Consider the following 16,928-nt stretch of genomic DNA (forward strand, 5'->3'; position numbering starts at 1 on the left):
CTGACTCAACTATCGCTCCTGCTGGTGAGTGGGGTCCATCGAGAAACTGCCGGTCGACGGGCCGCTTCCGGCCTGCCGCCCCTGCTGGATACCCCGGCGGAGATTGGTCAGGCGGCCGCGCACGTCGTCGGGCGCACGCGAGACCTGGGGGCCTGCCTGGTTCTGCTGCTGTTGTGCGGTGCCCGCTACCAGATTGGCACGCGGAACCCGCTTGGGCAGACCGGAAGTGGTGACACCGCCGGCGGCGGGCTTGCGGGCCCGCTCGGCCTGGCGGACGAGTTCATCGTTGGGCGAGGGCCGCCAGGAGCCGTTGCCGGCCGCGCCGTTGGCGTCGCGCTGGACGGGCGCCGGGCGGCGCTCGGCGCTCTGCGGCGCGGGGGCCGGGGGCTGCGCCGGACGCAGACCCTGGGGTCCGCCCTGGCCCGCCTGGCTCTGGTTGCCGCCCTGGTTCGGGGCGCCCGGTGCGGGCTGCCCCGGCTGCTGGCCGTTCTGACCGCCCTGCCCGTGGAACCAGTTGGTCTCCAGGGTGTCGTACAGCGGCGTACGGCCGTCACCGGCGTTCGGAGCCGGCGGCAGTGCCTCGGGCTGCGGCTGCTGCGGCAGGCTGCCGGCGGCCGGACGCTGCCCCTGGTTCTGCCGGGGCTGCTGCGGCGCCTGGTACTGCTGCGGCTGCTGGGACTGCTGCGGGGGACGCGGCGCGTCGAAGTCCGGCCGGGCGAACTCCGAGGTGGCCCCGGGTCCCTGGCGGTCGTCCATCGGCGGCCGGGCGTACTGGCCGGTGTTCTGGCCCGCGTTCTGACCGGTGTTCTGGCCGTACGCGCCGGGGCGCTCGAACTGTCCCGTCTGCGAGGGGTCCTGGGCGCCCTGCGGCGCGCCGAAGACGTCCGGGCGGACGAACTGGCCGGTGGACTGCGACCCCTGGGGCGCTGCGTCCTGGCGGCCGGGCGGCGGCCCGTCGAAGTCGGGGCGGGCGAACTCGGCGGTGGAGCCGGGGCCCTGGCGCTCGTCGAGCTGCGGCCTGGGGTACTGGCCGGTGTGCTGCTCGATCTCCTCGTGGCCGCGCGGGCCGTCCTGCTCGTTGCCCCAGCTCGCGGCCTGCGGGCGCTGCGGGGCGCCGCCGGGCAGCTCGGCGCGCGGGGCGCCGGGCGGCGGGGTCGGCGAGACCGGCGCGGGCACCGGGGCCCGGGGTCACGCCGGGACGGGCGGCGCCGGGGCCCGCCGGGGGCTGCGACTGGGGGCCGCCGGGCTTGCCCGGGGCCTTCTTGCCGCCCTGGGCGACATCGACGGGCAGCATGACGAGCGCCGTCGTACCGCCGGAGTCGGAGGGGCGCAGCTGGATGCGGATGCCGTGTCGCAGGGACAGCCGGCCGACCACGAACAGACCCATGCGGCGCGAGACCGAGACGTCCACGGTGGGCGGCGACGCGAGCCGCTCGTTGATCGCGGCGAGGTCCTCGGGGGAGAGGCCGATGCCGGTGTCGTGGATCTCGACCAGGACGCGGCCGTCGGGCAGCGCGTGACCGGTGACGCGGACCTTGGTCTGCGGCGAGGAGAACGAGGTGGCGTTCTCCAGCAGCTCGGCGAGCAGGTGCACGAGGTCGTTGACCACCCGGCCGGCGACATCGGTCGCGGGCACGGCGGCCAGTTCGATGCGCTCGTACTGCTCCACCTCGGAGGCCGCGGCGCGGAGCACGTCGACCAGCGGGACCGGGCGGGTCCAGCGGCGGCCGGGCTCTTCACCGGCGAGGACGAGGAGGTTCTCACCGTTACGGCGCATACGGGTCGCGAGGTGGTCGAGCTTGAAGAGCGAGGAGAGCTGGTCCGGGTCGGCCTCGCGGGACTCCAGTTCGGAGATGAGCGAGAGCTGACGCTGGATGAGGCCCTGCGAGCGGCGCGAGAGGTTGGTGAACATCGCGTTGACGTTGCCTCGCAGCAGGGCCTGCTCGGCGGCGAGTCGGACGGCCTCGCGGTGCACGTCGTCGAAGGCCGCGGCCACCTGGCCGATCTCGTCCCGCGAGTGCACGCCGACCGACTCCACGGACGTGTCGACGTCCTGCGGGTCGGACTCGGAGAGCTGCTTGACGAGCTCGGGCAGCCGGTCCTGGGCGACCCGGGTGGCGGTGTCCTGGAGGCGCCGCAGCGAGCGGATCATGGACCGGGCCACGACGAAGGCGCCGACCAGCGAGACGCCGAGGACGATGAGGATCAGGGCACCGTTGAGGATCGCGTCCCGCTGCGACTGGTCGCGCAGCTCGCGGGCCTTCTGCTCCATCTCGCCGAGCAGGGTCTGCTCGATCGTCTTCATCTGGTTGATCTTGTTGGAGTCCTGGTCGTACCAGTCGAGGTACGAGCGCTTGGTCTCCGTGGCGAGGCCGCCCTTGAGGACGCGCTGGGAGTACGCGTTGGCCGCGGTGATCTCCGAGTTGCCCTTGTCCAGCGGGGCCATCAGCTCTTCGGGGTTGCCGTGGTTGCTCTCGTAGACGATCGAGAACGACGACAGCTCCTGGCGCTCGCCGTCCGCCGCGGACTTGGCGTACAGGCGGTCGGACTCGGCGAGCGTGCCCGTCTTGTCCTTGGTCGCGGGGAGCGCGGCGGCGATGATCGCGCGCTGGATGGAGGCGTACTCCTTGGCGGAGGAGAACGCGGCCAGCGCACGGGTGCGCTTGATCATCTCCGGGTTGGAGGTGGCCTGCGCCATGTCCTGGGAGAGGCTGAGGAGGCCGCGGATGAGGCGGCTGTAGCCCTCGACGGTCTGGGAGTCCGATACGTCGCCGCGGTAGGCGCTCTTACGGATGTTGTCGAGGTCCTGGAGCTGGATCGCGATGGCCGTGACGTTACGGCGGATCGACTCCAGGGCGTCGTCGTTGTCCGGGTTGTCGACGTCCTGGGTGGCCGTCATGAACGACTGCTTGACCCGGTCGGTGGTGCCCCGCGCCGTCTGGACCATGTCCGCGCCGGTGTCGGTGGCCAGCGGGCCCGCCGACTTGTCGCGCTCCTCCTGGAGCGCGGCGGCCAGCTCGGTGGCCTGCTTGGTCATGTCGGTGAGCAGCTGCATGTGGTCGAGCTGCTTCATGTCGTTCATCGACTGGTTGATGCGCAGCCCGCCGAGGGTGGTCGCGGCGACCACGGGCAGGGTCAGCAGCGCGACCAGTCGGGTGGAGATGCGCCAGTTGCGCAGGGCTATTCGCGACCCCGTGTCCACGGCCGGCTTCGGCTTGGGAGCGGCCGAGGGCTTCTCGCCGCCCGCGGCGGAGCGACCGGTGGGGCCGGAGGGGCCGCCGTTGTCGTCACCGCCCGGCGAAGGAGCCGATGGATTCTGGGTGGCCCGGGGGTTCTGGGCGTGCTGGGGCGAGGAACTGACTGATGTGGAGCCAGTCCCGCCGTGCGGCTCCTGCTCCGCCGCAGCGCTGCCATCCCTCTTGAAACGTCCCTGCACTAGCGTCGCAACCTCTGGACCAGGCGTCCCCCGCTCTGAACGGAAGGGACGGTGTCGGCATCGTGGGGCAAGTGTGCGCCCCATGTGTTGGTCGTGAGTGACCGGCGCTTGTTGGTCTCCCCCTCCCCGCCGCCACTCGGCGCTGCGTTGCGCCCTGCGCGCCGGTCAGTGACCCGCGGCGGTGCGTGGAATTCCAGCACAGTGCCGGATCTCCAACAAGGGCCGCGTACCGTGCTGTGACCTGAGTGACACATTGTGAGGAACGTGTCACGAACCGTAGAAACTGTGCACGGATGAATCGGACTTTTACCTACGAGTCGCTTACGTGGGAGGAGTTACCCAGTCGCCATGATCAAGAGCGGAATGGAGGGTTCAGTGGTGCAATGTCCGTTTAGGTGGCCAGAATTGACAGGTCGTAATGTCCGAATTGTTTAGCCACTCGTGAGCAAACTCACACGATGATCGTCGCCTCTACGGCCGTTTGCCGGGAATTCAAATGTTTAGCCTGACGCTTTACAGGGATGGCCAATCCGACAACCGGCGCCGCCGCGCGCCCCGCAACCGACAGGGTTCGAACGGCAGATGATGAAGACGACGATGATGATCCGCACCATAGCCAACCCCCGCCGCACCACTCTGGCGCACCTCGCGGACGCCGAGGAGATGCAGACGGAGCTCCTGCCCGAGCACTCGGTCGACCTGCCCACCCAGACGGCCAACCCGCGCCGCACCGTCCTGATGGACGCCCCGGTCGCGGCCGTCGCCCCGTAGCCCCGAGGCACGGCCCGCGGCCGTACGCCACCGGGCGGTCCCACCGCCCCGGACGGCGTCCTCGAAGCGCAGGTCGCCCCCTCACCCGCGTTAGCCTGGAGCGTCAGTCTCCAGCCAGCGACCAAGTGAGGGGCGACAGCATCCCGTGCGCATCGCCAGATTCTCCATCGACGGCAATGTCGCCTTCGGCGCGGTCGAGGACACCCCGCAGGGGCCCGTGCTCGACATCATCAAGGGCATCCCGTACGCCGACTTCGAGCTCTCCGGGACCAAGGTCCCGCTGAGCAAGGTCCGGCTGCTGCCGCCGGTGCTGCCCAACAAGGTCGTGGCCATCGGCCGCAACTACGCGGAGCACGCCAAGGAGCTCGGCAACGAGGTCCCCGAGGTGCCCGTCGCCTTCTTCAAGCCCACCACCTCGGTGATCGGCTCCGGCGACGCGATCGAGTACCCCTCCTTCTCCAACGAGCTGCACCACGAGGCCGAGCTGGCCGTGGTGATCGGCCGGATGTGCCGCGAGGTCCCGCGCGAGCGCGTCAAGGACGTCATCTTCGGCTACACCTGCGCCAACGACGTCACCGCGCGCGACGCCCAGCAGCGCGAGAAGCAGTGGGCCCGCGCCAAGGGCTTCGACACCTCGTGCCCGCTGGGCCCCTGGGTGGAGACCGACCTCGACCCCGCGGACCTCACGATCCAGGCGACGGTCAACGGCGAACAGCGTCAGCTGGGCCGCACGAGCGACATGATCCGCTCCATCGAGGACCTGGTCGTCCACATCACCGAGGCGATGACGCTGCTCCCGGGCGACGTCATCCTCACCGGCACCCCCGCCGGGGTCGGCCCCCTCAACGTCGGCGACGAGGTCGCCGTCACCATCGAAGGCATCGGCACTCTCACCAACAAGGTGATCAAGCGTGGCTAACCCCCTGGACGCGAACGTCCGCGTCCGTTTCTGTCCCTCCCCGACCGGCAACCCGCATGTCGGTCTGGTCCGCACCGCCCTGTTCAACTGGGCGTTCGCGCGGCACCACCAGGGCACCATGGTCTTCCGCATCGAGGACACCGACGCGGCGCGCGACTCCGAGGAGTCGTACAACCAGCTGCTCGACTCGCTGCGCTGGCTGGGCCTCGACTGGGACGAGGGCCCGGAGGTCGGCGGCCCGCACGCGCCGTACCGCCAGTCCCAGCGGATGGACATCTACAAGGACGTGGCCGAGAAGCTGCTCGCGGGCGGCTACGCGTACCACTGCTACTGCACCACCGAGGAGCTCGACGCGCGCCGCGACGCGGCCCGCGCCGCCGGCCGGCCGTCCGGCTACGACGGCCACTGCCGCGAGCTGAGCGACGGGCAGAAGGCCGCCTACGAGGCGGAGGGCCGCACGGCCATCGTCCGCTTCCGGATGCCCGACGAGCCGATCACCTTCACGGACCTGGTCCGCGGCGAGCTGACCTTCACCCCGGACAACGTGCCGGACTACGGCATCGTCCGCGCCAACGGCGCCCCGCTCTACACGCTGGTCAACCCGGTCGACGACGCCCTGATGGAGATCACCCACGTCCTGCGCGGCGAGGACCTGCTCTCCTCCACCCCCCGCCAGATCGCGCTCTACAAGGCGCTGATCGAGCTGGGCGTGGCCAAGGAGACCCCGGCCTTCGGCCACCTCCCGTACGTCATGGGCGAGGGCAACAAGAAGCTCTCCAAGCGCGACCCGCAGGCCTCCCTGAACATCTACCGGGAGCGCGGCTTCCTCCCGGAGGGCCTGCTCAACTACCTCTCGCTCCTCGGCTGGTCCTTCTCGGCCGACCAGGACGTCTTCTCGATCTCCGACATGGTCGCGAAGTTCGACGTCACCGACGTCAACGCCAACCCGGCCCGCTTCGACCTGAAGAAGGCCGAGTCGATCAACGGGGACCACATCCGCATGCTCGACGTGAAGGCGTTCACGGACGCCTGCGAGCCGTGGCTGACCGCCCCGCACGCCAACTGGGCGCCCGAGGACTTCGACCGCGCCGCCTGGGAGGCCATCGCGCCGCACGCCCAGACCCGCGTCACCGTCCTCTCGGACATCACGGCCAACGTCGACTTCCTCTTCCTGAAGGAGCCGGTCCAGGACGAGGCGTCCTGGACGAAGGCGATGAAGGAGGGCTCGGACGCGCTGCTGCGCACCGCGCGCGAGAAGCTGGAGCCGGCCGACTGGTCCTCGCCGGAGTCCCTCAAGGAGGCCGTCCTGGCCGCCGGCGAGGCGCACGGCCTCAAGCTCGGCAAGGCGCAGGCCCCGGTCCGCGTCGCCGTCACCGGCCGCACGGTGGGCCTGCCGCTCTTCGAGTCCCTGGAGATCCTGGGCAAGGAGAGGACGCTGGCGCGCATCGACGCGGCGCTGGCGAAGCTGTCCGCGTAGACAGCCGCACGTACGTCCCGAAGGGGCGGGAGCCGGACCGGCTCCGAGCCGGACCGGCTCCCGCCCCTTCGGCGTACGGTCGTGGCATGACCGTCCGCGCAGTCCTCTGGGACATCGACGACACGATCTTCGACTACGCCTCGGCCGCCCGCAGGGGCATGCGCGCGCACCTGGCGGCCGAGGGGCTGCCCGCCGCGTACGCGTCGACGGAGCAGGCGCTCACGACCTGGGACGAGCTCACCGCGTACCACTGGGCCCGGTTCGCCGCGGGGGAGACCGACTGGCCGGGCCAGCGGCGCGACCGGGTGCGCGCCTTCCTCGGCAGCGAGCTCGGCGACGCCGACGCGGAGACCTGGTTCGAGCGGCACCTGGCGCACTACGAGGCCGCCTGGTCGCTCTTCCCGGACACCGTGCCCGTCCTCGACCTGCTCGCCGACGGCTACCGGCACGCCGTCCTCTCCAACTCCTCCCTGCACCATCAGGAGCGCAAGCTCCAGGTCCTGGGCGTACGGGACCGGTTCGAGGCCGTGGTGTGCGCGGCCGAGCTGGGGATCTCCAAGCCCGAGGCCGGGGCCTTCCACGCGGCCTGCCAGGCGCTGGGGCTGGCGCCGCAGGAGGTCGCGTACGTGGGCGACCAGCCGGACATCGACGCGCGCGGGGCCGGTGAGGCGGGGCTCCTGGGCATCTGGCTGGACCGCAACCAGGTGGGCGGACGGCCCGAACTGATCCGGATCACGGGCCTGGAGGAGCTCCCCGGCCTGCTGCGCCGCGATACCCGTTTTGGAGCGCCGGACACCTTCGGGTAATGTTCTTCCTGCGCCGAGGGGAGCGGGAAGAAAAGCCCGGAACCGAAAGCGCAAGCCGAGCAAGATCCCCGTCGGGGGTTGTGTTCCGGTGGCCTATGGTGTAATTGGCAGCACGACGGTTTCTGGTTCCGTTAGTCTAGGTTCGAGTCCTGGTAGGCCAGCTCGCAGAGCTTATCTGCACCGCGGATTCCAGATCCGCAAAGCCCCCGTTGTGTAGCGGCCTAGCACGCTGCCCTCTCACGGCAGTAGCGCCGGTTCGAATCCGGTCGGGGGTACAGATCCTTCCCAGGGAGACAGCCGGGTCGCACCCGCTGACTCTCATGCAGGATCGCTAGGGCCCCCGTTGTGTAGCGGCCTAGCACGCCGCCCTCTCAAGGCGGTAGCGCCGGTTCGAATCCGGTCGGGGGTACGCAGTTGGTCTAAACCACCATGGGCTATGGTGTAATTGGCAACACTACGGTTTCTGGTACCGTCATTCTAGGTTCGAGTCCTGGTAGCCCAGCGGATCGCGAGATCGAAGATCTTGCGATTCACCGATCTTTCGGGATCATCACGCCCCCGTTGTGTAGCGGCCTAGCACGCCGCCCTCTCAAGGCGGTAGCGCCGGTTCGAATCCGGTCGGGGGTACGTGAAGGAGGGGCCCGGCACACACAGTGTGCCGGGCCCCTTCCGTATGTCCGGGGGCGGTCCGCCCCCGGACCCGGCTCACGGCCGCACGAACCGCCGCGCCGACTCCTGCGCCTGGGCCAGACGCCGCAGGCTCAGCAGTACCGGCTCGTAGAGCACGGTCAACGCCACGGCCGCCTCGACCTGTTCGGCGGGAGCCTCGTAGCGCTCCACCAAGTCCAGATCGGCGACCGCCACTTGGGCGGCCGCCGCCGCGTACGCGGCCAACTCCTCGGTGCCGCAGGGGTATCCGAGCCGGGTCAGCGCGGTCACCGCCGCCAGCAGCGTCAGATACGCGCCCGAGCTTCCCTCCGGGTCCGAGCCGCCGTACTGCCAGCCGAGCCCGTCGATCAGCGCGTCCACCGCCGCGCGCGCGGCCCGCGCGTGCGGATCGTCGGGGCCGGGCTCCGGGGCGTTCGGCAGGGCCTCGACGGCGACGCCGAGCCGGGAGTGGTGGTCCAGCGAGTCGTCCTCCAGGGCCGCGAGCACCTCCTTGGCGGCGGCCACCGGGACCCGGCCCACCTGGATCAGCGCGCGCACCAGCTTCAGCCGCTGGAGGTGGGCCGTGTCGTAGTCGGCCTGGGTGGCGGTGACCCGGTGGCCCGGCGGCAGCAGCCCCTCGCGCAGGTAGTACTTGATCGTCGCCGGGGCGACCCCGCTTCGCTCGCTGAGCTCCGCCAGTCTCATTCCTCTTGCGCCTTCCATTGGAGAGTGCCACTATCTAACCATCGGATAGCGGAACTATCCAATGCATGGCCCGAGCAACTGTCACGTCACTGGGGGACCTGTCATGAGCCAGAAGCTGATCGAGGGACGTATGACCGCCGCCGCCGAGGGGGACGTGGTGGTCTTCCTCATCGGGATGCGCATCAACCGGTTCCGCGCGCTGCGCAGTTGGCTGCCGGTCACGTCCGCGATGCCCCGGATGCTGAAGGAGCTCGTCAAGGAGGAGGGCAGCGGGCTGCTCGGCTTCCAGTCCGTCCTCGCCGGGCCGCGCACTCTGGCGGTGGTGCAGTACTGGGAGTCCAAGGAGAAGCTCCTGGCGTACGCGTCCGCGCAGGACAAGGAGCACCGCCCGGCCTGGACGGCCTTCAACCGCCGGGCGCGCGGGGCGAAGGGCGCGGTGGGCATCTGGCACGAGACGTATGTGGTCCCGGCGGGCTCGTACGAGTCGGTCTACGTCGGCATGCCGCAGTTCGGCCTCGGCAAGGCGACGGGTGTGGTGCCGGTGGGACGGCGGGGGGACCGGGCGGCGGGCCGCCTGAAGGGCTAGCCCCGCCGGCGGCCGGCCGCGCCCACGAGACGGAGCCGCCCATGCCCTGAGGGACTGCGCCCGAGCCGGCTTCTCCGGCTGCCGGGCACCCCTTGAGGGGCGCGGGGAACTGCGCGAGCACCCTCCACCGGCCCGCAGATGAACACCGGGCCCCTGAAAGCTCACGGCCGAGCCGGCTTCTCCGGCTGCCGGGCACCCCCTGAGGGGCGCGGGGAACTGCGCGACCAGCCCCCGCTCGCCCGCAGGCAAGCACGCAGGCCCACGGCCGAGGCGGCATCCCCGGCTGAGGCGGCCCCTGAGGGGCGCGGGGAACGGTGCGAGCGACCACCCGCCGGCCCGCAGGCGAAGGCCGGGCCCCGAAACACGCCTCCGGCCCACCGCTGCGGCGTTGAAGCGGTGGGCCGGAGGTGGACGCAGGGGCGGGCTAGCCGTTGCGGCGCAGGGCCTCGGAGAGGCGGGCGGCGGCGTCGATGACCGCCTGGGCGTGCATCCGGCCGGGATGGCGGGTCAGGCGCTCGATCGGTCCGGAGACCGAGACGGCCGCCACCACGCGATTGGACGGGCCGCGCACCGGCGCAGAGACCGAGGCCACGCCCGGCTCGCGCTCGCCGATCGACTGGGCCCAGCCCCGGCGCCGTACGCCCGACAGGGCCGTCGCCGTGAAGCGCGCCCCCTGCAGGCCCCGGTGCAGGCGCTCCGGCTCCTCCCAGGCCATCAGGATCTGGGCGGAGGAGCCCGCCTTCATCGTCAGGGTCGAGCCGACCGGCACGGTGTCCCGCAGGCCGGACAGCCGCTCGGCCGCCGCGACGCAGATCCGCATGTCGCCCTGGCGGCGGTAGAGCTGGGCGCTCTCGCCCGTCACGTCGCGCAGATGTGTCAGCACCGGCCCGGCGGTGGCCAGCAGGCGGTCCTCGCCGGCCGCGGCCGCGAGCTCCGCGAGCCGCGGGCCGAGGATGAACCGGCCCTGCATGTCCCTCGCCACCATCCGGTGGTGTTCCAGTGCCACGGCAAGGCGGTGTGCCGTGGGTCGTGCGAGCCCGGTGGCCGCGACCAACCCCGCGAGGGTGGCCGGACCGGACTCCAGGGCGCTCAGGACGAGAGCCGCCTTGTCGAGAACGCCGACGCCGCTAGAGTTGTCCATGAAACGATACTCGCGTCTCACTCTGTGAAACGCAAGTTCAATTTTCTCCGGAACTTGCGAACCTGTACTGGCGGTCCGCACAACGGCCGCAGCCACCGTCCGGTCCCGGGGTCCGGCGGTACACCCGGTCTCTAGTTGAGCCGGCGACGAAGCCGGCCGGAGGGAAAGCGATGGGTAGGACACTCGCGGAGAAGGTCTGGGACGACCATGTCGTCAGGCGCGCCGAGGGCGAGCCCGACCTCCTCTTCATCGATCTGCACCTGCTGCACGAGGTGACCAGCCCACAGGCCTTCGACGGTCTGCGCGCCAACGGCCGCCCGGTGCGGCGCCTCGACCTCACCATCGCCACCGAGGACCACAACACCCCGACCCTCGACATCGACAAGCCCATCGCCGACCCGGTCTCCCGGGCCCAGCTGGAGACGCTGCGCAAGAACTGCGCCGAGTTCGGCGTGCGGCTGCACCCGCTCGGCGACGTCGAGCAGGGCGTCGTCCACGTGGTGGGACCCCAGCTGGGTCTGACCCAGCCCGGCACCACCGTGGTCTGCGGTGACTCGCACACCTCCACGCACGGTGCCTTCGGGGCCCTGGCCTTCGGGATCGGCACCTCACAGGTAGAGCATGTGCTCGCCACCCAGACCCTGCCACTGGCGCCCTTCAGGACCATGGCGATCACCGTCGACGGCGAACTGCCCGACGGTGTCACCGCCAAGGACCTGATCCTGGCCATCATCGCCAGGATCGGCACCGGCGGCGGCCAGGGCTACGTCCTGGAGTACCGCGGCTCGGCCATCGAGAAGCTCTCGATGGAGGCCCGGATGACCATCTGCAACATGTCGATCGAGGCCGGTGCCCGGGCGGGCATGATCGCCCCCGACCGGACCACCTTCGACTACCTGGAGGGCCGCGCGCACGCCCCGAAGGGCGCGGACTGGGACGCGGCCGTCGCGTACTGGCAGACCCTGAAGACGGACGAGGACGCGGTCTTCGACGCCGAGGTGGTCATCGACGCCACCGCGCTCTCGCCGTTCGTGACCTGGGGCACCAACCCGGGCCAGGGCGCGCCGCTTTCGGCGTCCGTCCCCGACCCGGCTTCGTACGAAGACGCTTCGGAGCGCCTGGCCGCCGAAAAGGCCCTGGAGTACATGGGGTTGACGGCGGGGCAGCCGCTGAAGGCCATCGACGTCGACACCGTCTTCGTAGGTTCGTGCACCAACGGCCGCATCGAGGACCTGCGCTCGGCCGCCTCGATCCTGGAGGGCCGCAAAGTCGCCGACGGCGTACGGATGCTGGTCGTCCCGGGCTCGGTGCGGGTCGCCCTGCAGGCCGTCGAGGAGGGCCTGGACAAGGTCTTCACCGCCGCCGGCGCCGAATGGCGGCACGCGGGCTGCTCGATGTGTCTGGGCATGAACCCGGACCAGCTGGCCCCCGGTGAGCGCTCCGCCTCCACCTCCAACCGCAACTTCGAGGGCAGGCAGGGCAAGGGCGGCCGTACGCATCTGGTGTCGCCGCAGGTCGCCGCGGCAACGGCGGTTCTCGGCCACCTGGCGTCCCCCGCCGACCTGTCCGACGCCCGTACGCCCGCTGGAGTCTGATCAGCCATGGAAGCTTTCACCACGCACACCGGCCGGGCCGTCCCGCTGCGCCGCTCCAACGTCGACACCGACCAGATCATCCCGGCCCACTGGCTGAAGAAGGTCACCCGGGACGGTTTCGAGGACGGCCTGTTCGAGGCCTGGCGCAAGGACCCGTCCTTCGTCCTGAACAAGCCCGAGCGCCAGGGCGCGTCGGTGCTGGTCGCGGGCCCCGACTTCGGTACGGGCTCCTCGCGCGAGCACGCCGTGTGGGCGCTGCAGAACTACGGCTTCAAAACCGTGATCTCGTCCCGGTTCGCCGATATCTTCCGGGGCAACTCGTTGAAGAACGGGCTGCTCACGGTGGTTCTCGACCAGAAAGTCGTGGACGCGCTCTGGGAGCTGACGGAGAACGACCCGAACGCCGAGATCACGGTGGACCTCCAGGACCGCCAGGTCCGCGCCGAGGGCCTCACGGCGGACTTCGCACTCGACGAGAACGCCCGCTGGCGGCTGCTGAACGGCCTGGACGACATCAGCATCACCCTGCAGAACGAGGCGGACATCACCGCGTACGAGACGAAGCGGCCCTCCCACAAGCCCAGCACCTCGCTGGTCTGACGGACGGGCGCCGCCTCTTGAGCGGCCCTTCGGCAGTCTTTCGGCCCAACACGCCCCCTGTCTTTCGGGACAGGGGGCGTGTTGCGTTGCGGGGTGTCAGGGTGGCGTCAACTAGCCTAGGCTGCACAGCAGATGGCCGGATTGGGACTTGCGCGACCGGTGGTCGTTGGGGGCCCGAAAACCACTCGGAATCCCTCAGTTGCCCCCGCCGGAGGCGACAACTCGCCCCAGATGGCACAATCGGCGCATGGAACGCGACAGCCAACTCGAGCTCTACCGGGTCGTCGCGGACCGACTGAAAGAAGCGCACACAGTGGTGCGCGAACTGCAAGTCCCGGAGGGCGTACGGATGGCGCTGTCCCGGAAGCTGCTGGTCATCACAGCGGCTGCCAAACACGATCTCGCCGACGCCGCAAGGCGTCTGGACCGGTTGATGAAGGACCTCGACGAGGGCCGATTCCCCGAAGGCGACTGAGTCTCAAGGAGTTCGGCGAAGGCCGACTTCGTTGCGGCACTAGGGTGATTAGCCCGTTTCGTGTTTGATTTGCGGTATATATCTGCCTAACGTGCGAAAAAGCCAGAACAGATTCGTTCCGGCAATGTCTCCGAAGGGGAAGACGTGAACAAGGCGCAGCTCGTAGAAGCGATTGCCGACAAGCTCGGCGGCCGTCAGCAGGCCGCGGACGCCGTGGACGCTGTTCTGGACGCGGTCGTCCGGGCCGTCGTCGCCGGCGACCGGGTCTCGGTCACCGGTTTCGGTTCGTTCGAGAAGGTCGACCGCCCGGCCCGTTACGCCCGCAACCCGCAGACGGGTGAGCGCGTGCGGGTCAAGAAGACCTCGGTTCCGCGCTTCCGTGCGGGTCAGGGCTTCAAGGACCTGGTCAGCGGCTCGAAGAAGCTCCCCAAGGGCGACGAGGTCGCCGTGAAGAAGGCGCCCAAGGGCAGCCTCTCCGGTGGCACCTCCACCCGGAGCACGGTCAAGAAGGCCGCGGCCAAGAAGGCCACCGCCGCCAAGAAGGCGACCGCGGCCAAGAAGGCCACGGCGAAGAAGACGACCGCCAAGAAGACCACGGCGGCCGTGAAGAAGACCACGGCGGCGAAGAAGACCACCGCCAAGAAGGCCACCGCGACCGCGAAGAAGGCGGCCCCGGCCAAGAAGGCCACCACCGTCAAGAAGGCCACGGCGAAGAAGACCGCGCCCGCGAAGAAGGCCGTCGCGAAGAAGGCGCCCGCCAAGAAGGTCACCGCGCGCAAGACCACCGCCAAGAAGACGACTGCCCGCAAGAAGTAGGCACCGCCGGACGGCTCACGCGCCGGGCCGGGCTCCCCTCGGGGAGCCCGGCCCGCGGCGTGTCGGGGGGCCGCCCCCGGGCGCTCTCAGAACGTCTGCAGCGTCACCAGCGTGATCTTCAGGGACGTGCCCTCGCCCTCGGTCTCGATCCGGACCCGCTGGCCCACCCGCAGCAGCCGCAGCCCGCCCGCGTCGAAGGCCGCGGCCCCGAAGTCCACCGGGGTGCCGTCGTCGAGCAGCACACTGCCGCTGCGGGTCTCGAAGTCGTATGTGTACGCGGTCGCCTGCATGCCCCGCAGCCTAGTACCCGGGTACGACACCCACCGCTGTCCGGAGCGCCGTCGTCGCCGGGCCCGGGCCCAGGGTGAGGGCGGTGCGCAGATCCGCGCCGGTGTCCACGTCCTGGCGTACCGAGTCCACGCCGGTCAGCAGGATTTCCGCTGCTCCCGAGGCCGAATGCGCGGCCCGCGAGGGGCCGCCGAAAGCCGGGGCCAAATCCACTCCGGGCCCGGCCGAAAGGAATGTCGTGCCGATTCCGGCCGCATCCGCCAGAAATGCGCGCGGAAATGCGGAGGCGGCATCCAGTACCCGGCCCAATTCCGCCGGCCGCAGCGCGGGCAGATCCGCGTTCAGGGCCGCGACCGCCGCCCCGGGGCGCAGTGCCCGTACCGCGTACGCGCCGTGCGCGAGGGCGGCGTTGAGGCCCGCCGCCGGGCGGTCCCCGACGATCCGGGCGCCCAGCGCGGCCAGCTCCGCGCCCGCCAGCGGATCGTCCGTGACGACCGCCACATCCCGTACCGCCGGGCAGGTGAGCGCCGCTCCCACGGTGTCCAGGGCGAACGCCAGAGCGAGCTGCGGACGCAGTGCCGCGCCGACGGCGGCGGTGAGCCTGCTCTTCGCCAGCGCCAACGGCTTCAGCGGCACGACCAGAGACCAGCGGCCCGGTGATGCGGTGTTCGTGACGTCCCCCTAGCTCGCGTCTTCCCCCGCCCCGTCGAACGGATAGTCGCTGGACAGGACGGGGGCCATTGTCACCCGGCCAGGAGCGGTCGCCCCACGGTCGGGGCGTACGGTGTTCTCGACAGACCGGAGGGCCGGGGCGACACTTGCTCCCTGCGTGAGTCGCGCAGTGGCCGACAGTGGTCTGTCCTAGAGGAAGGTGCTCCGAGTGTCCCGCCGCAGAATCGGCTTCTGGTACCGCCTGGCGGCGGTCATCGCCAAACCTCCACTGGTGGTGCTTTTCAAGCGGGACTGGCACGGAATGGAGAACATTCCGGTGGACGGCGGTTTTATCACCGCCGTCAATCACAACTCGTATCTCGACATGTTCTCCTACGGGCACTTCCAGTACAACACCGGACGAGTGCCCCGATTCCTCGCCAAGGCGGCGCTCTTCAAGGCGCCCGGCGTGGGACTGCTGCTGCGCGGCACGGGCCAGATTCCCGTCTACCGCGAGTCCACCAACGCCTTCGGCGCCTTCCGGGCCGCCGTCGAGGCGATCGAGGGCGGCGAATGCGTGGCGTTCTACCCCGAGGGCACCCTCACCCGCGACCCCGGCATGTGGCCGATGACCGCCAAGACCGGTGTCGCGCGCGCCGCGCTGCAGACGAAGGCCCCGGTCATCCCGATCGCCCAGTGGGGCGCCAACTTGGCGATGCCGCCCTACGCCAAGGAGAAGAAGGTCCGCCTCTTCCCCCGCAAGACCCTCCAGGTGAAGGCCGGTCCGCCGGTCGACCTCGCGCGCTTCTACGACAAGGAGCCCACCCCCGAGGTGCTGCGCGAGGCGACCGAGGTCATCATGGCCGCGATCACCCGCCAGCTGGAGGACATCCGGGGCGAGAGCGCCCCCGTGAAGCCGTACGATCCGCGCGAAGTCCGCGCGCAGCAGCGCCGCAAGGCCGCCGGGGAGGGCACCAAGTGACGCACGCCGCCACCAAGGCAGCAGTATTCGGCACCGGCTCCTGGGGTACGGCCTTCGCCATGGTCCTCGCCGACGCGGGCTGCGAGGTGACCCTCTGGGGCCGCCGGCCCGAACTCGCCGAGGCGATCAACACCACCCGCACCAACCCCGACTACCTGCCGGGCATCGAACTGCCCGCGGGGGTACGGGCGACCACCGACCCCGCCGAGGCCGCCGCGGGCGCCGACTTCACCGTCCTGGCCGTGCCCTCGCAGACGCTGCGCGGCAACCTCGCCGCCTGGGCGCCGCTGCTCGCGCCCGACACCGTGCTCGTCTCCCTGATGAAGGGCGTCGAACTCGGCACCGCCAAGCGGATGAGCGAGGTGATCGAGGAGGTCGCCAAGGTCTCCGCCGACCGCGTCGCCGTGGTCACCGGCCCCAACCTCGCCAAGGAGATCGCCCAGCGCCGGCCCGCCGCCGCCGTGGTCGCCTGCCGTGACGAGGCCGTGGCCCAGCGCCTCCAGGCCGCCTGCCACACCCCGTACTTCCGCCCGTACACCAACACCGACGTCGTCGGCTGCGAGCTCGGCGGCGCGGTCAAGAACGTGATCGGGCTGGCCGTCGGCATCGCGGACGGCATGGGCCTCGGCGACAACGCCAAGGGCTCGCTCATCACCCGGGGCCTGGCGGAGACCACCCGGCTCGGCCTCGCCATGGGCGCCGACCCGCTCACCTTCTCCGGCCTCGCGGGCCTCGGCGACCTCGTCGCCACCTGCTCCTCGCCGCTCTCGCGCAACCACACCTTCGGCACCAACCTGGGCCGCGGTATGACGCTCCAGGAGACCATCGCGGTCACCAAGCAGACCGCCGAGGGCGTCAAGTCCTGCGAGTCCGTGCTGGATCTGGCCCGCCGCCACGGTGTCGACATGCCCATCACCGAGACCGTCGTCGGGATCGTCCACGAGGGCAAGCCGCCGGTGGTCGCGCTCAAGGAGCTGATGTCGCGCAGCGCCAAGTCCGAGCGGCGCTGAATCCCGCGAGTCGAACGGGTAC

The 16,928-nt window shown here is 70.6% G+C and carries 15 protein-coding genes, 5 tRNA genes and 1 pseudogene; 16 read left to right on the top strand and 5 right to left on the bottom strand.

Annotation, left to right across the window (positions count from 1 at the left end):
• Positions 1-9: 9 nt before the first annotated feature.
• A pseudogene (locus A8W25_RS23505) lies at positions 10-3,436 on the bottom strand (nitrate- and nitrite sensing domain-containing protein).
• A 585-nt stretch (positions 3,437-4,021) separates the two neighbouring features.
• Between A8W25_RS23505 and A8W25_RS23510 the strand changes: the two are divergent.
• The 9 genes from A8W25_RS23510 to A8W25_RS23550 all read left to right on the top strand — a co-directional run bounded on the left by A8W25_RS23510 (position 4,022) and on the right by A8W25_RS23550 (position 8,036).
• Complete coding sequence (locus A8W25_RS23510) at positions 4,022-4,207, top strand: hypothetical protein (protein WP_067167094.1); 186 nt, start codon at positions 4,022-4,024, stop codon at positions 4,205-4,207.
• 145 nt (positions 4,208-4,352) lie between these two features.
• The gene (locus tag A8W25_RS23515) at positions 4,353-5,126 is read left to right on the top strand and encodes a fumarylacetoacetate hydrolase family protein (protein ID WP_067164666.1); all 774 of its coding nucleotides are present in this window, start codon (positions 4,353-4,355) and stop codon (positions 5,124-5,126) included.
• Positions 5,119-6,603, top strand: a complete 1,485-nt coding sequence (gene gltX / locus A8W25_RS23520) for a glutamate--tRNA ligase (protein ID WP_199831818.1) — start codon at positions 5,119-5,121, stop codon at positions 6,601-6,603. Before A8W25_RS23515 ends, gltX begins: the two co-directional genes overlap by 8 nt.
• 86 nt (positions 6,604-6,689) lie before the next feature.
• Positions 6,690-7,409 carry an HAD family hydrolase gene (locus A8W25_RS23525; protein ID WP_067164668.1) on the top strand — a complete coding sequence of 240 codons (720 nt, stop codon included), beginning with the start codon at positions 6,690-6,692 and terminating at the stop codon, positions 7,407-7,409.
• A gap of 89 nt (positions 7,410-7,498) precedes the next feature.
• Positions 7,499-7,570, top strand: a tRNA-Gln gene (locus A8W25_RS23530).
• A 41-nt stretch (positions 7,571-7,611) separates the two neighbouring features.
• A tRNA-Glu gene (locus A8W25_RS23535) sits at positions 7,612-7,684 on the top strand.
• Positions 7,685-7,745: 61 nt separating this feature from the next.
• A tRNA-Glu gene (locus A8W25_RS23540) sits at positions 7,746-7,818 on the top strand.
• A 21-nt stretch (positions 7,819-7,839) separates the two neighbouring features.
• Positions 7,840-7,911, top strand: a tRNA-Gln gene (locus A8W25_RS23545).
• Positions 7,912-7,963: 52 nt separating this feature from the next.
• A tRNA-Glu gene (locus tag A8W25_RS23550) sits at positions 7,964-8,036 on the top strand.
• A 78-nt stretch (positions 8,037-8,114) separates the two neighbouring features.
• On the opposite strand, the gene A8W25_RS23555 is transcribed toward A8W25_RS23550, so the two are convergent.
• Positions 8,115-8,762 carry a MerR family transcriptional regulator gene (locus tag A8W25_RS23555; protein WP_079126333.1) on the bottom strand — a complete coding sequence of 216 codons (648 nt, stop codon included), beginning with the start codon at positions 8,760-8,762 and terminating at the stop codon, positions 8,115-8,117.
• A gap of 103 nt (positions 8,763-8,865) precedes the next feature.
• Here A8W25_RS23555 and A8W25_RS23560 point away from each other — a divergent pair, with 103 nt between their 5' ends.
• The gene (locus A8W25_RS23560) at positions 8,866-9,348 is read left to right on the top strand and encodes a DUF4188 domain-containing protein (protein WP_199831819.1); all 483 of its coding nucleotides are present in this window, start codon (positions 8,866-8,868) and stop codon (positions 9,346-9,348) included.
• A gap of 424 nt (positions 9,349-9,772) precedes the next feature.
• Here the strand turns inward: A8W25_RS23560 and ndgR are convergent, their stop codons facing one another.
• On the bottom strand, positions 9,773-10,489 hold the full coding sequence (ndgR, locus tag A8W25_RS23565; RefSeq protein WP_005311436.1) for an IclR family transcriptional regulator NdgR: 717 nt from the start codon (positions 10,487-10,489) through the stop codon (positions 9,773-9,775).
• Positions 10,490-10,659: 170 nt separating this feature from the next.
• Between ndgR and leuC the strand changes: the two genes are divergently transcribed.
• The 4 genes from leuC (at position 10,660) to A8W25_RS23585 (ending at position 13,975) form a co-directional block, all read left to right on the top strand.
• Positions 10,660-12,084 (top strand): 3-isopropylmalate dehydratase large subunit, encoded by a 1,425-nt coding sequence (gene leuC / locus A8W25_RS23570; protein WP_067164671.1) that lies wholly within the window; start codon positions 10,660-10,662, stop codon positions 12,082-12,084.
• A gap of 6 nt (positions 12,085-12,090) precedes the next feature.
• Positions 12,091-12,684: a 3-isopropylmalate dehydratase small subunit gene (leuD, locus tag A8W25_RS23575; RefSeq protein WP_067164673.1), complete on the top strand. Its 594-nt coding sequence runs from the start codon at positions 12,091-12,093 to the stop codon at positions 12,682-12,684.
• Between the two features lie 247 nt (positions 12,685-12,931).
• Complete coding sequence (locus A8W25_RS23580; RefSeq protein WP_067164676.1) at positions 12,932-13,159, top strand: hypothetical protein; 228 nt, start codon at positions 12,932-12,934, stop codon at positions 13,157-13,159.
• A gap of 144 nt (positions 13,160-13,303) precedes the next feature.
• Positions 13,304-13,975 carry an HU family DNA-binding protein gene (locus A8W25_RS23585; protein ID WP_067164679.1) on the top strand — a complete coding sequence of 224 codons (672 nt, stop codon included), beginning with the start codon at positions 13,304-13,306 and terminating at the stop codon, positions 13,973-13,975.
• Between the two features lie 86 nt (positions 13,976-14,061).
• On the opposite strand, the gene A8W25_RS23590 is transcribed toward A8W25_RS23585, so the two are convergent.
• Positions 14,062-14,265, bottom strand: a complete 204-nt coding sequence (locus A8W25_RS23590) for a hypothetical protein (protein ID WP_067164680.1) — start codon at positions 14,263-14,265, stop codon at positions 14,062-14,064.
• Positions 14,266-14,275: 10 nt separating this feature from the next.
• A complete protein-coding gene (gene cofC, locus A8W25_RS23595) occupies positions 14,276-14,899 on the bottom strand; it encodes a 2-phospho-L-lactate guanylyltransferase (protein ID WP_324616293.1) in 624 nt (207 codons plus the stop codon).
• A 244-nt stretch (positions 14,900-15,143) separates the two neighbouring features.
• Here cofC and A8W25_RS23600 point away from each other — a divergent pair, with 244 nt between their 5' ends.
• Entirely contained in the window at positions 15,144-15,896 is a 753-nt protein-coding gene (locus A8W25_RS23600; RefSeq protein WP_067164684.1) for a lysophospholipid acyltransferase family protein, read from the top strand.
• Positions 15,893-16,906, top strand: a complete 1,014-nt coding sequence (locus A8W25_RS23605) for an NAD(P)H-dependent glycerol-3-phosphate dehydrogenase (RefSeq protein WP_079126334.1) — start codon at positions 15,893-15,895, stop codon at positions 16,904-16,906. Before A8W25_RS23600 ends, A8W25_RS23605 begins: the two co-directional genes overlap by 4 nt.
• The last annotated feature ends 22 nt before the right edge of the window (positions 16,907-16,928 follow it).

This window comes from Streptomyces sp. ERV7, from assembly GCF_001653515.1.
Lineage (GTDB): Bacteria > Actinomycetota > Actinomycetes > Streptomycetales > Streptomycetaceae > Streptomyces.